We start from the raw sequence: 12,366 nt of genomic DNA on the forward strand, positions 1-12,366 counted from the left end.
CCGGTCATGGCGTGGCCGGCAGCGTGCGTTGCGCCTGCACGAACTGGCGCGCGAAGTCGTCGGCCGGGCGGTCGCGCAGATCCGCGTAGCTGCCGTCCTGCACCACCGCGCCGCGCCGCAGCAGCACCAGCCGGGGGGCGAACCAGGCCGCCTCGGCCAGGTCGTGGGTGACGACGATCACCGTCTTGCCCAGTTCGCCGAAGATGCGCTGCAACTGCTCCTGCAATTCGTGGCGCACGATCGGGTCCAGTGCACCCAGTGGTTCGTCCAGCAGCAAGGCGTCGGGGTCGACCATCAGCGCGCGCATCAGCGCCACGCGCTGGCGCTGGCCGCCGGAGAGTTCGGCCGGGTAGCGCGCCAGCGCGTCCGACGGCAGCCGGGTGAGCTGCGCCAGCGCCTGCGCTCGCTCGCGGATGCGTTGCGGCGCCCAGCCCAGGTGCTGCGGCAGCAGGCCGAGGTTGCCCATGGCGGTGAGGTGCGGAAACAGCCCGCCGTCCTGGATCACGTAGCCCACGCGACGGCGCAAGGCGAGGATGTCGGCCGGCTGCAGGGCGCGGCCGTCCACGCGCACGCAGCCGCTGTCGCTGCGCTCGAGCCCCAGCAGCAGGCGCAGCACGGTGGACTTGCCCGAACCGCTGCTGCCGATCAGCGCGGTGGTGCTGCCGGCCTCGAATGCCAGCTCGATCGGCTGCAGCGCCACGACTTTGCCGTACCGCTTGCTGGCGCCGTCGAGCGCGAAGCGGATGCCGCCGCCGACCTCAGCGGCGCCCATGGTTCCGGGCGCGACGGGAACCACCCTGTGGCGTGGTCCGGTGCGCGCTCACGCGGGCGGCACCGTGGTGGCGAAGCGCGCGATGAAGTCGGCGGCCGGTTGCGGGCGGCCGAGATGGAAACCTTGGCCGAAGTCGCAGCCCATGTCGATCAGCAGCGCCTGGGTGGCGGCATCCTCGATGCCTTCGGCGGTAGTGGCCAGGTCCATGTGGTGGGCCATGTTGATGATGGCGCGCACCAGCTTGGCGGTATGCGGTTCGCTGCGGATGGCGCCGATCAGCGACTGGTCGATCTTCAATTCGGTGGCCGGGAACTGGCGCAGGTAGGCGATCGAGGCGTAACCGGTGCCGAAATCGTCGATCGCGATGCCGATGCCGCGGTCGCGCAACCGGCGCAACACCTGCACGCTCAGCTCGAGGTCGTTGACCAGGGTGGTCTCGGTGATCTCCACGATCACCGCCGTCGGTGGCACGCCCCAGATTTCCAGCGCGCCGGTCAATTGCTCCACCATGCCCGGGCGCGACAGCACGCGCGGCGAGAAGTTGATCGCAAAGCGCAGGCCCTGGAACGAGGGCAGGCTGGCCACGTGCCGCAGGGTCGTGTTCATGCTCCAGCGGGTGAGTACCGAGATCAGGTCGCTCTGCTCGGAGAACGGCACGAAGTTGGCGGGCGAGACCTCGCCGTGGTTGGGGCTGCTCCAGCGCGCCAGCGATTCGGCGCCGGCCAGGCGGTCGCTCTGCAGGTTCCAGATCGGCTGGAAGAACACCTGCAGCCGGTTGGCGTCCAGCGCCTCGCGCAGTTCGTCGTAGAAGATCTCGACCTGGGTGTCGTGCGGCGCGTAGACCACGTACAGCTCGCCGCGCCGCTGCGCCTCGTCCAGCGCCATGCTGGCGCGGCGACACAGGCGGTCGGCGCCGGGGCCGTGGTCGGGATACAGCGCGATGCCCATCACCGGCCGCACCAGCCAGGGCGAGGCGGTTCCGTCCAGCGGCTGCTCGAAGGCCTGGGTCAGGCGCGTGCCGGCGAGCAGGGCGTGGTTGGCGCTGAGCATATCCGGCAGCAGCACGACGAAGCTGTCGTCGCCGGCGCGGAACACGCGGTCGATCGGACGCAGCGAACGCTGGATCAGCGCATGCGCCATGTCCTCGGCTTGTTCGCCCTGGGCGTAGCCGAAGCGCAGGCTGATCTCGCGCAGGCCGGGCACGCGCAGCATCAGCACGGCGAAACGCTCGCCTGCGCTGGCGCGGATGTGCGCGTCGATCTGCTCGAAGATGTGTTCGCGATTCAGCATGCGGCGGCGGGCCAGGGGGAAGGCGGGTGGACGGGCGTCGGGGTGGCCATCATTACAGGAAGAAGCGGCTGGCATCGATACCGTAGTCGCCGACCGCCAGGCTGCGCACGATGTCGACGCCCTCGTCGTCGTCCAGCTGCATCAGGTCCACCGCCCGGAAATCGTCCAGCGGCTGCTTGTTCGGCTCGCTCAGGATCGCCACCCGCGGGCGCAGCCGGCGCACCTGGTTCTGCGCCATCACGATCGCCACCTCGCCGGTGCTCAGTTCCACCAGCGAGCCGGTGGGGTAGACGCCGAGGCAGACCTGGAACTGCTCGATCATCTCGGCCTGATGCAGGCGGTTGCGTGCGGCGTAGATCTGCTGCAGCGCCTGGTGGCGTGAAATGGGCGCGCGGTAGGGACGCGCGCTGGACATCGCGTCGTAGCTGTCGATGATGCCGAGCATGCGCCCGCTGATCGGGATGGCGTGGCCGGCCAGGCCGTCCGGGTAGCCGCTGCCGTCGTGGCGCTCGTGGTGGGTGCGCACGATGTCGAGCACGTCGAGGTTGGCGATGCCTGCCTCGTCCAGCAGGGCCAGCCCGTGGCCGATGTGCGAGCGGATGATGTCGACCTCGCTGGGAGCCAGCGAACCCGGATATTGCAGCAGTTGCTCCGGCAGGCGGGTCTTGCCCACGTCCATCAGCAGGCCGCCGGCGGCGAGGCTGAAGATGGTCTCCTCGTCGAAACCCATGTGTCGGCCGAACGCGGCGGCCAGCGCGCTGCAGCTCACCGCGTGGCTGTAGGAATAGCTGTCGCTGCGGCGCAGGCCCTCCACCAGGAAGAACGCATCCGCGCTGCGCAGCACGGTGGCCACCAGCGGGCGCACCGCCTGCTCGACGCGCTCGACCGACAGCTCGCGGCCGCTGGTCACGTCCTCGAACAGGCCATCGACGATCTGCGAGGCGTTCTCCAGCGCGGCGCGGGCACGTGGCGCCTCGTCCTCGACCGCGGCGAGATCGGCGTAATGGGTGCGGCTGCTGAAGCGGTGGCGCGGGGCGTCGGCGCGCATCAGCGCCTGCGGCGCGTCCGGCGGCACCAGGCGGCGCGCATCGACCCAGACCTCGCGGCACAACTGCTGCAGGGTCTCGATGTCCTCCAGCCGGGTCAGCGCGACACCTTGCAGTGCGAATGGCGTCTCCTCCCATGGCCGATCCAGCCGGCACACGAACATGCCCAGCTGCAGATCGGCCACGTCGATCCGACGCTCTTCGATTTCGAAAGCCACGCACTGCTCCGACCGATGGTGGACGCCGAGCCACGGCAACGCGATCGCGGCGGTCCAGCGGCGAGGTTAGCAGCAGTGCGGATTGCCGTGCCAACGGCTGGCCGGTGCGCCATGCAGCGGCGTACCCTGTGCGCCCGTTTCGTGGATATCGCCGCCCATGCCGTCGTCGCATCGCCTGATCCGCTTCGTTCGCAGCTGCCATCTCTACCTCGGCGTGTTCACCGCGCCGATGCTGCTGTTCCTGGCGGTGAGCGGCGGCCTGCAGACCTTCGGCCTGCATGAGGCCAGCCGCGGCAGCAGCTACGCGCCACCGGCGTGGCTGGCCAGCATGGCGCAGCTGCACAAGAAGCAGACCCTGGAGGTGCCGGTGCGGCGTCCGCGTCCGGCGGCAGCGGTGGCCGAGGCCGCGCCGGTCGCGCGGGCAGCGGTGCAGGGCGCGCCCGCGGCACCCGGTGCGCGCCGCAACCTGCTGCCGATGAAGATCTTCTTCGCCGCGATCGCGCTGGGCCTGTTCATGTCGGTGTGCAGCGGGCTGTACATGGCCTGGCGCTTCACTCGCCGGCCGCGGCTGTTCGGCGCCGTGCTGCTGGGCGGGATTGCCGCGCCCCTGCTGCTCTTGCTGGCCTGAGCCGGTCGCGGCATGGCGAACCGGCAGCTCGACCATTGGCAGCATCGCCCGGCGCGTTCCGCGTTCGCGCTGCGCTACCTGGTGCACGACTTCGAGGTGCCGATGAACGTGGGCAGCGTGTTCCGCATTGCCGACGCGCTGGGGGTGGAGATGATCCACCTCACCGGCGCTTCGGCGGTGCCGCCCAACCGCAAGTTGCGCAAGACCTCGCGTGCGACCGAGCAGCACGTGCCGTTCCGCCACGACGACGATCCGCTGCCGGTAGTGCACGAACTGAAGGCCGCCGGCTACCGCATCGTCAGCCTGGAGCTCACCAGCGCCAGCATCGACATCCGCGAGCTGCCGGTGGCCGCGGGCGAGCGCATCTGCCTGGTGCTCGGTTCGGAGAACCGCGGCGTAAGCCAGGCCTTGCTGGACGGCTCCGACCAGACCGTGCACATCCCCATGCTGGGCGCGCATTCGTCGATGAACGTGGCCACCGCCTGCGCGATCGCGACGTTCGAAATCATCCGCGCGTTTCCGGTGCCGCCGGCCTGAGGCCACGGTCGTGGAGGGGCGGGGCTCCGTTCGGCGCCGGCGCGCTTTCCGCGGGCCGGTCCGGCGCACCGGCGGGTGCGGTCATCATCAATCGGTCGACCGGATAGCCACGCTGGCGCGAGTGCTCCACGAGGGTCTGCAAAAGTGCGGGATCCATCGTGGGCTGGCGCGAGAGTATCCACAGGTGGTTGCGGCCGGGGCCGCCGATCACCGCCCACTGGTAGTCGGCGTCCACCTCGATCACCCAATAGTCGGCCCATGCCATCGGCAGCCAGGTCAGCCAGGCAGGCGCGAAGCGCACTTCCAGCGCGGCCGGCTGGTGTTTCTTCATCCGCGCCACGCCGTCGACCGACGACCGGCCCTTGCGGGTGCGGCAGGTGTTGTGCACGTGGATGGTGCCGTCGGGATTCGGCGTGTACGTGGCGACGACGGCATCGAGGCACTCGCGTTCGAAGTACATCGGCAGGCGCGCGATTTCGTACCACTGGCCGGCATACCGATGCAGGTCCAGCGACGGCACCGGCCGGTTCGGCAGGCTGGCGGCGGCAGCGGGTCCTGCGATGGCGAGGGTTGCCACGATGAGCAACTGGCGGAACATGCGCATGGTCTGGTTCCCTGGGGAATGCGTGGAGCGATCGGCCGGAAGGATCGCGGAACCGGGGCGTGCGGTCTGGCGGTAGTGTGCTTCCTGCAGGTCGATCTCGCGCACCCGCCGGTGCGAGACCTCGTCCGAGACGACGGCGGCGATGGCTGCGGCCCGGCGGGCCATGTTCTCCTCACGAAGGACCGCCGGTTCCGGCGGCAGTTCCTGGCCTTCGAGCAACGGCAGCAGGCCGATGCTGGCGACCACCAGCGAGAGCGGGATCAGCGCGGTGGCGAGGAAGATGGGCGGCCCGCCTGCGGGGAAGGGCGCGCCGTCGGGCGGCATCGGGAATGGGGAGCGGGAAACGACATCGCCGTTCGCCCTGAGCGCAGGCGCGGCGCCGAAGTCCAGGGGTGCAGCAGCGGCTGGCCGTGCCGCGTCGAAGGGCATACCATCGCCCGTTCCCGTCGCCCGTCCCCAGGCCCAGGAGATCGCGTGCAGCCGATCATCGACGTCAGACAGCTCAGCAAGACCTACGTCTCCGGTTTCCAGGCGCTCAAGCCGATCGACCTGCAGATCCGCCAGGGCGAGATTTTCGCGTTGCTCGGCCCCAATGGCGCCGGCAAGACCACCCTGATCAGCATCATCTGCGGCATCGTCAATCCCAGCGAAGGCTCCGTGCTGGCCGATGGCCACGACGTGGTGCGCGAATACCGCGCCGCGCGCTCGCAGATCGGCCTGGTGCCGCAGGAGCTGACCACCGACTCGTTCGAGACGGTGTGGAACACGGTCAGCTTCAGCCGCGGCCTGTTCGGCAGGGCGCCAGACCCGGCGTACATCGAGAAGGTGCTGAAGGACCTCTCGCTGTGGAGCAAGAAGGACAACAAGATGATCACCCTGTCCGGCGGCATGAAGCGCCGGGTGATGATCGCCAAGGCGCTGTCGCACGAGCCGCGCATCCTGTTCCTGGACGAACCCACCGCCGGCGTCGACGTGGAGCTGCGCCGCGACATGTGGACCATGGTGCGCGGCCTGCGCGCCAGTGGCGTCACCATCATCCTCACCACGCATTACATCGACGAGGCCGAGGAGATGGCCGACCGCATCGGCGTGATCAACAAGGGCGAGCTGATCCTGGTGCAGGACAAGGCCGAGCTGATGAACAGGCTCGGCCGGCGGCAACTTACCCTGCAGTTGCAGTCGCCGCTGGCGGCGATCCCCGCCGAACTTTCCGGCCACGCGCTGGAGTTGTCCGCTGACGGCCAGCAACTGGTCTACACCTTCGACGCGCAGGACGAGCGCAGCGGCATCGACGTGCTGCTGCGCCGGCTGGGCGAACTGGGCATCGACTTCAAGGATCTCAGGACCAGCCAGAGCTCGCTGGAGGACATCTTCGTGGACCTGGTCAGGGAGCGCGCATGAACATCCACGGCATCCGCGCGATCTACCGCTTCGAGATGGCGCGCACGCGGCGCACGCTGCTGCAGAGCATCGTCTCGCCGGTGATCTCCACATCGCTGTACTTCGTGGTGTTCGGCGCGGCGATCGGCTCGCACATGAACGGCATCGACGGGGTCAGCTACGGCGCCTTCATCGTGCCGGGCCTGGTGATGCTGTCGCTGCTCACGCAGAGCATCTCCAACGCCTCGTTCGGGATCTATTTCCCCAAGTTCGTCGGCACCATCTACGAGATCCTGTCGGCGCCGGTGTCGCCGTTCGAGATCGTCGCCGGCTACGTCGGCGCGGCGGCGAGCAAGTCGATCATCCTGGGCGCGATCATCCTGGCCACTGCGCGGCTGTTCGTCACCTTCGAGATCGCGCACCCGCTGTGGATGGTCGCGTTCCTGGTGCTCACCGCGGTGACCTTCAGCCTGTTCGGCTTCATCATCGGCATCTGGGCGGACAACTTCGAGAAGCTGCAACTGGTGCCGCTGCTGATCGTCACGCCGCTGACCTTCCTTGGCGGCAGTTTCTACTCGATCCACATGCTGTCGCCGCTGTGGCAGAAGGTGACCCTGTTCAACCCGGTGGTGTACCTGATCAGCGGGTTCCGCTGGAGTTTCTACGGCGTGTCGGACGTCGGCGTGGGGATCAGCCTGGGCATGACCCTGGTGTTCCTCGGCATCTGCCTGGGACTGGTGTGGTGGATCTTCCGCAGCGGCTACCGATTGAAGGCCTGAACCACGCCGGTTGAACGAATCGCGCGGGCTCCAGTCCCAGCACTATTTGAAGGCAACCACGGGGAAGTTCATGCGCAGGCAGACATCAACCGGAAGCTGGGTCGCCGCGGCGATCGTGGTGATCGTCCTGGTCGGGGCGGGGGGCTGGCTGGTGCGACGCGCCATGCAGCCCGAGGCGGCGAGCCCGCCGACGGCGGAAATGGCGCAACCGGCGACGAGCCGCAGCGCGGCGGCGCCGATCCAGCATCCGATCGCGCAGGCACAGGCGCAAACCGTCCCGGCCAGCGCCTCCACCGCGCCGCTGCCGGCGCTGGACCAGAGCGACGACGACGTGCTGGCCGCCCTGCAGCGGCTGGCCGGCGACAGCGAGCTGTCGCTGCTGCTGGTGCGCCCGCAGATCATCAACCGCATCGTGGCCAGCATCGACGCCATGCCCGGGCGCAGCCTCGGCGGCATCATGATGCCCGCGAGGCCGCCCAAGGGTGCCTTCGTCACCGGCGAAATGGACGGCCAAACCGTGATCGGCGAAGCCAACGCCGCCCGCTATGCGCCGTACATGGCGATCGTCGAGCAGGTCGATCCGCAGGCGCTGGTAGCCTGGTACGTGCACGCCTATCCGCTGTTCCAGCAGGCCTACGAACACCTGGGCTACCCGCACGGCTACTTCAATGACCGCCTGATCGTGGTGATCGACAACTTGCTCGCCGCGCCCGAGCCCGCCACGCCGCCGGCACTGCTGCCGTCCAGGGGCCAGTACGTGTTCGCCGATCCGGCGCTGGAAGCGCGCTCCGCCGGCCAGCGCTTGCTGCTGCGCACCGGAGCGGCCAACGAAGCGAAGATCAAGGCCCGGCTGCGCACGATCCGCGGCCTGCTGGTCGGCCAGCACCTGCAGCCTGCCGCGGCGGGTTCGGCCACTGGAGCCGCCACGCTGAAATAGCCAGGCTGCCGACTCATCAACGGGTAGGAGCCCGCCTGCGGGCGATGCTCTCGCGAATCCCGAATCCCGGCTACTAAAGCATCGCCCGCAAGCGGGCTCCTACGGATACGGCGAGCCGTCCTTGTGCGTGTAGACGCCGGCCGCGCCGTCCCAGTGCAGGTCGATGTCGGGGTAGTGGCAGCGGTCGTCCGCGTGGCGACTGCCGATCTCCAGATAGACGGCTGTCTGTGCGCTCCGGTTGACCAGGTGATGACCGTCGGGACAGTTCTTCGGGAACGCCGCGAACTCGCCCGTGCGCAGCGGCTGCTCGCCGTCGTCGGTGATCAGCACCAGCTCGCCCGACAGCACGCAGACGAACTCGTCCTCGTTGGTATGCCAGTGCCGCTGGCTCGACCACGCGCCCGGCGGAAGCTGCGTGAGATTGACGCCGAAATCGGCGAGGCCGCCGGCATCGCCCAGCGCCTGCTTGGTGCGCGCGCCGGCGAAGGCGGCAAACGGCGGCGGATAGCCCGAGCCCTTGCGCTCGGGCACCTGGCTGACATCGATCTTCGGCATGGGGATTCTCCGGCGTGGATGGCGATTGTCCACCGAAAGCGCGCCGTTGCCGTGAATGAGCGCTTTCTGTACACCCGACCGGCTACAGTGGGCCGACGTCGCGAGACCGTGCGCGGAGGACGGAATCATGATGCGTGGCTGCTGGCTGATCGTTCTGATGCTGGCGTGGCTGGTGCCGTCGGCCCCGTCGCGCGCCGAACCGCCGGTGGCTGCGCCTTCGGCGATGGTGGCGCGGATCACCCTGGACGGACCGATCGGGCCGGCTGCAGCGGAGTACTTCGACGACGCGGCGCAACGCGCGGTAGCCGACGGCGCGGTGGCGATCGTGCTGCAACTGGACACGCCGGGCGGGCTGTCCGAGTCGATGCGCCAGATCATCGGCCGCATGCTGGCGCTGCCGGTGCCGGTACTGGTCTACGTGGCGCCGGGTGGTGCGCGTGCTGCTTCGGCCGGCACCTACATCCTTTATGCGGGGCAGGTTGCCGCAATGGCGCCGGCCACCCACCTGGGTGCGGCGACACCGGTATCGCTGGGTGGCGCCACGCCGATGCCGTTGCCGGTGCCGAAGGCGAGCGAGCCGGCCAGGGCCGGTTCCGGCGCGCCGCCCGCGCAGGATGAGGCCGGCGACAACGCCGAATCGAACAAGGTGCTGAACGACGCGATCGCCTACATCCGCTCGCTGGCCCAGCTGCGCGATCGCAACGCGGCCTGGGCCGAGCAGGCGGTGCGTGGCGCGGCGACGCTGACCGCCAGCGAGGCAGCGCAACAACACGTGATCGACTTCGTCGCCGGCGACGTGGCCGACCTGCTGGCGAAGGCCGACGGACGCGCGGTACGCGTCGGCGAGCGCCAGCTGACCATGCAACTGGCGGGCGCGAGCGTGCGCGACTACGCGCCGGGCGCGCGCACCCGTTTCCTGGGCATCATCACCAACCCGACCATCGCCTACCTGCTGCTGCTCGGCGGCATCTTCGGCCTGGCGCTTGAGGCGATGCACCCCGGTGCGATGCTGCCCGGCATCGTGGGCGCGATCAGCCTGCTGGTGGGCCTGTACGCCTTGCAGCTGCTGCCGGTGAATTACGCCGGGTTGGCGCTCATGGCGCTGGGCATCGGCCTGCTGGTGGCCGAGGCGGTCAATCCCACGGTGGGGGCGTTCGGCGCGGGCGGACTGGTGGCCTTCGTGATCGGCTCGGTGATGCTGATGAAGACCGGCGTGCCCGGCTACGCGGTCAACCTGGGCGTGATCGGCGGCATCGCGGTGGGCTTCGCGGCGCTGCTGGGCACGGTGGTGTGGCTGGTTTTTCGCGCGCGCCGCGCACCACCGTTCGGCGGCGAGGCCGCGATGGTCGAGGAAACCGGCCGCCTGCTGGAAAGCGTGGCTGCCGGCGGCGAGAGCTGGGCGATGCTGCACGGCGAGCGCTGGCGCGTGCGCTGCGCGGTCGACCTGCCGGCGGGCGCCGCCGTGCGGGTGGTGTCGCGGCAAGGTTTGTTGTTGTGGGTCGAGCCGGCCCCTGCCGTCGCGACCGTTTGAGGTTTTTGACTGGAGAAGACCATGTTCGGATTCGTCGGTGTGTTGATCATCCTCGGCATCTTGCTGCTGTTCGCCGCGATCAAGATCCTGCCGGAGTACCAGCGCGGCGTGGTGCTGACCCTGGGCCGCTATACCGGCACCAAGGGCCCCGGCCTGGTGCTGCTGATCCCGGTGGTGCAGCAGATGATCCGGGTGGACCTGCGGGTCACCGTGCTGGATGTGCCGCCGCAGGACGTGATCTCGCGCGACAACGTCTCGGTGCGGGTCAATGCCGTGGTGTACTTCCGCGTGGTCGACTCGGACAAGTCGGTGCTGGAGGTGGAGAACTTCCTGCAGGCCACCAGCCAGCTGGCACAGACGCGGCTGCGCTCGGTGCTGGGCCAGCACGAGCTGGACGAGATCCTGTCCCAGCGCGAGTCGATCAACCACACCTTGCAGGTCACCCTGGACGAGGCCACCGACCCGTGGGGCATCAAGGTGATGAACGTGGAGATCAAGGACGTCGATCTCAACGAGACCATGGTGCGGGCGATCGCGCGCCAGGCCGAGGCCGAACGCGAACGCCGCGCCAAGGTGATCCACGCCGAAGGCGAGATGCAGGCCGCCGAGAAGCTGCGCGATGCTGCGGCGATGCTGTCGCAACAGCCGCAGGCGCTGCAGTTGCGTTATCTGCAAACGCTGGCCGACATGTCCAACAACGGCAAATCCTCGACCATCGTGTTCCCGCTGCCGCTGGACCTGATCCGGCCGCTGATGGAGGCATTCCCGTCGAAACGGGATTCGGGTACAACGGGCTGACCGATTTTCGCGAGCAAACCGATGGAAGCAATCCCAGCGGCTGGAAGCCTGGTCTGCGTGGGTCTGGGCATGACCCTGGGCTCGCACCTCGGCCCGCTGGCGCGCAGCCACATCGAGCAGGCCGACGTAGTGTTCGCCGGCCTCTCCGACGGCATCGTCGAGCTGTGGCTGCAGCGCATGCACCGCGACGTGCGCAGCCTGCAGGTGTACTACCGCGAGGGCAAGTCGCGCATGCAGACCTACCGCGAGATGGTCAAGGCCATCCTCACCGAGGTGCGTGCGGGCAAGAGGGTGTGCGGCGTGTTCTACGGCCATCCCGGCGTATTCGCCTGGGCGCCGCACAAGGCGATCGAGGTGGCCCGCGGCGAAGGCTACGCCGCGCACATGGAGCCGGGCATTTCCGCCGAGGATTGTCTCTATGCGGATCTCGGCATCGACCCCGGCCGCGTCGGCTGCCAGCACTACGAGGCCAGCCAGCTGCTGTTCTACCGACGCCGGATCGACCCCACGGCCTACCTGGTGCTGTGGCAGGTGGGCCTGGTCGGCGACCAGTCGCTGGCACGCTTCTCCACCGGCCCGGCCTACCGCCAACTGCTGATCGAGGTGCTCTCGCGCGACTACCCGCCGGAGCATGAGGTCATCATCTACCGCGCACCGACCCTGCCGATCCAGCAGGCGCGGATCGAGCGGTTGCCGCTGGGGGAGCTGCCTCAAGCGGAGGTGGGCATGGCCGATACGGTGGTGGTGCCGCCGGCGCGGGCGCTGTCGGTGGACCACGAGATGAGGGCGAGGCTGGATGTGCTTGACAAGGCGGCGTCCGAAGCCGCCGGCGATGCTGCCGCATCGAGTCTGCAAGGCGTCAAAAACCAAGCGTAAGATGGCCTCGGCGCAGCCGTGCCTGACAAGAGCGCCGTTGCGAGCAGGGAGTCGCAGTAAGACTGGAGCTGGCGGCCAGTTGTCAATCAGCGAGGTAGGGGGAATCATCAGGTGTTCGACGTTATCGATTTTCTTGAGACCCTGGGGCAAGACGCGCAGCTGCGTTACGCGTCGCAGGATGAAGTGGAGTTTGCGCTGTCCGGGGCGGTGGTGGAGCCGGCGATGCGGGTGGCGATCCTCGCCAGAAATGGCCCGGGCTTGCAGGCGTTGCTTGGGCAGGATCCGTTCTGCTGCTTGATCAACCCGGCCAAGCCCGATGAGGAGCAGGAGGAATGTGACGGCAACTGCAAGGAAAGCGAGGAAAAGAAGCGTGACGAGGAAAGGAAGGAGAAAAGGGATGGGGACTGAGGATCAT

General features: G+C 68.7%; 13 protein-coding genes and 1 pseudogene. 9 read left to right on the plus strand and 5 right to left on the minus strand.

Features of this window, described 5'->3' with window-relative positions; genetic code table 11:
• Positions 1-4 precede the first annotated feature (4 nt).
• Genes ACVCMC_RS02660 through ACVCMC_RS02670 form a run of 3 tightly spaced genes read right to left on the minus strand, consistent with a single transcriptional unit; the run spans position 5 to position 3,326 of the window.
• Complete coding sequence (locus tag ACVCMC_RS02660) at positions 5-772, minus strand: ATP-binding cassette domain-containing protein (protein ID WP_447098583.1); 768 nt, start codon at positions 770-772, stop codon at positions 5-7.
• A 48-nt stretch (positions 773-820) separates the two neighbouring features.
• Entirely contained in the window at positions 821-2,062 is a 1,242-nt protein-coding gene (locus ACVCMC_RS02665) for a putative bifunctional diguanylate cyclase/phosphodiesterase (protein WP_395119297.1), read from the minus strand.
• 52 nt (positions 2,063-2,114) lie between these two features.
• Positions 2,115-3,326: an HD-GYP domain-containing protein gene (locus ACVCMC_RS02670; protein WP_395119296.1), complete on the minus strand. Its 1,212-nt coding sequence runs from the start codon at positions 3,324-3,326 to the stop codon at positions 2,115-2,117.
• 157 nt (positions 3,327-3,483) lie between these two features.
• Here ACVCMC_RS02670 and ACVCMC_RS02675 point away from each other — a divergent pair, with 157 nt between their 5' ends.
• Both ACVCMC_RS02675 and ACVCMC_RS02680 read left to right on the plus strand, forming a co-directional pair.
• On the plus strand, positions 3,484-3,954 hold the full coding sequence (locus ACVCMC_RS02675) for a PepSY domain-containing protein (RefSeq protein ID WP_395119295.1): 471 nt from the start codon (positions 3,484-3,486) through the stop codon (positions 3,952-3,954).
• A gap of 12 nt (positions 3,955-3,966) precedes the next feature.
• Positions 3,967-4,491: a TrmH family RNA methyltransferase gene (locus ACVCMC_RS02680; RefSeq protein WP_447098584.1), complete on the plus strand. Its 525-nt coding sequence runs from the start codon at positions 3,967-3,969 to the stop codon at positions 4,489-4,491.
• 73 nt (positions 4,492-4,564) lie between these two features.
• Here ACVCMC_RS02680 and ACVCMC_RS02685 read toward each other — a convergent pair.
• A pseudogene (locus ACVCMC_RS02685) lies at positions 4,565-5,095 on the minus strand (lipocalin family protein); the annotation flags it as partial.
• A 474-nt stretch (positions 5,096-5,569) separates the two neighbouring features.
• Between ACVCMC_RS02685 and ACVCMC_RS02690 the strand changes: the two are divergent.
• From ACVCMC_RS02690 to ACVCMC_RS02700, 3 genes are all read left to right on the plus strand, one after another.
• The gene (locus ACVCMC_RS02690) at positions 5,570-6,496 is read left to right on the plus strand and encodes an ABC transporter ATP-binding protein (protein WP_447098585.1); all 927 of its coding nucleotides are present in this window, start codon (positions 5,570-5,572) and stop codon (positions 6,494-6,496) included.
• Positions 6,493-7,254: an ABC transporter permease gene (locus ACVCMC_RS02695; RefSeq protein ID WP_395119292.1), complete on the plus strand. Its 762-nt coding sequence runs from the start codon at positions 6,493-6,495 to the stop codon at positions 7,252-7,254. Before ACVCMC_RS02690 ends, ACVCMC_RS02695 begins: the two co-directional genes overlap by 4 nt.
• A 70-nt stretch (positions 7,255-7,324) precedes the next feature.
• A complete protein-coding gene (locus ACVCMC_RS02700; RefSeq protein ID WP_447098586.1) occupies positions 7,325-8,191 on the plus strand; it encodes a DUF3014 domain-containing protein in 867 nt (288 codons plus the stop codon).
• A 99-nt stretch (positions 8,192-8,290) separates the two neighbouring features.
• Here the strand turns inward: ACVCMC_RS02700 and ACVCMC_RS02705 are convergent, their stop codons facing one another.
• Entirely contained in the window at positions 8,291-8,746 is a 456-nt protein-coding gene (locus tag ACVCMC_RS02705; protein ID WP_447098587.1) for a cupin domain-containing protein, read from the minus strand.
• A 127-nt stretch (positions 8,747-8,873) separates the two neighbouring features.
• Between ACVCMC_RS02705 and ACVCMC_RS02710 the strand changes: the two genes are divergently transcribed.
• From ACVCMC_RS02710 to ACVCMC_RS02725, 4 genes are all read left to right on the plus strand, one after another.
• Positions 8,874-10,277 (plus strand): NfeD family protein, encoded by a 1,404-nt coding sequence (locus tag ACVCMC_RS02710; protein ID WP_447098588.1) that lies wholly within the window; start codon positions 8,874-8,876, stop codon positions 10,275-10,277.
• 21 nt (positions 10,278-10,298) lie between these two features.
• Positions 10,299-11,075 carry a slipin family protein gene (locus ACVCMC_RS02715; RefSeq protein WP_447098589.1) on the plus strand — a complete coding sequence of 259 codons (777 nt, stop codon included), beginning with the start codon at positions 10,299-10,301 and terminating at the stop codon, positions 11,073-11,075.
• A gap of 21 nt (positions 11,076-11,096) precedes the next feature.
• Positions 11,097-11,951, plus strand: a complete 855-nt coding sequence (locus tag ACVCMC_RS02720) for an SAM-dependent methyltransferase (protein ID WP_447098590.1) — start codon at positions 11,097-11,099, stop codon at positions 11,949-11,951.
• A 111-nt stretch (positions 11,952-12,062) separates the two neighbouring features.
• Entirely contained in the window at positions 12,063-12,359 is a 297-nt protein-coding gene (locus ACVCMC_RS02725) for a hypothetical protein (protein WP_447098591.1), read from the plus strand.
• Positions 12,360-12,366 lie beyond the last annotated feature (7 nt).

It is taken from the genome of Rhodanobacter sp. UC4452_H20 (assembly GCF_052978205.1).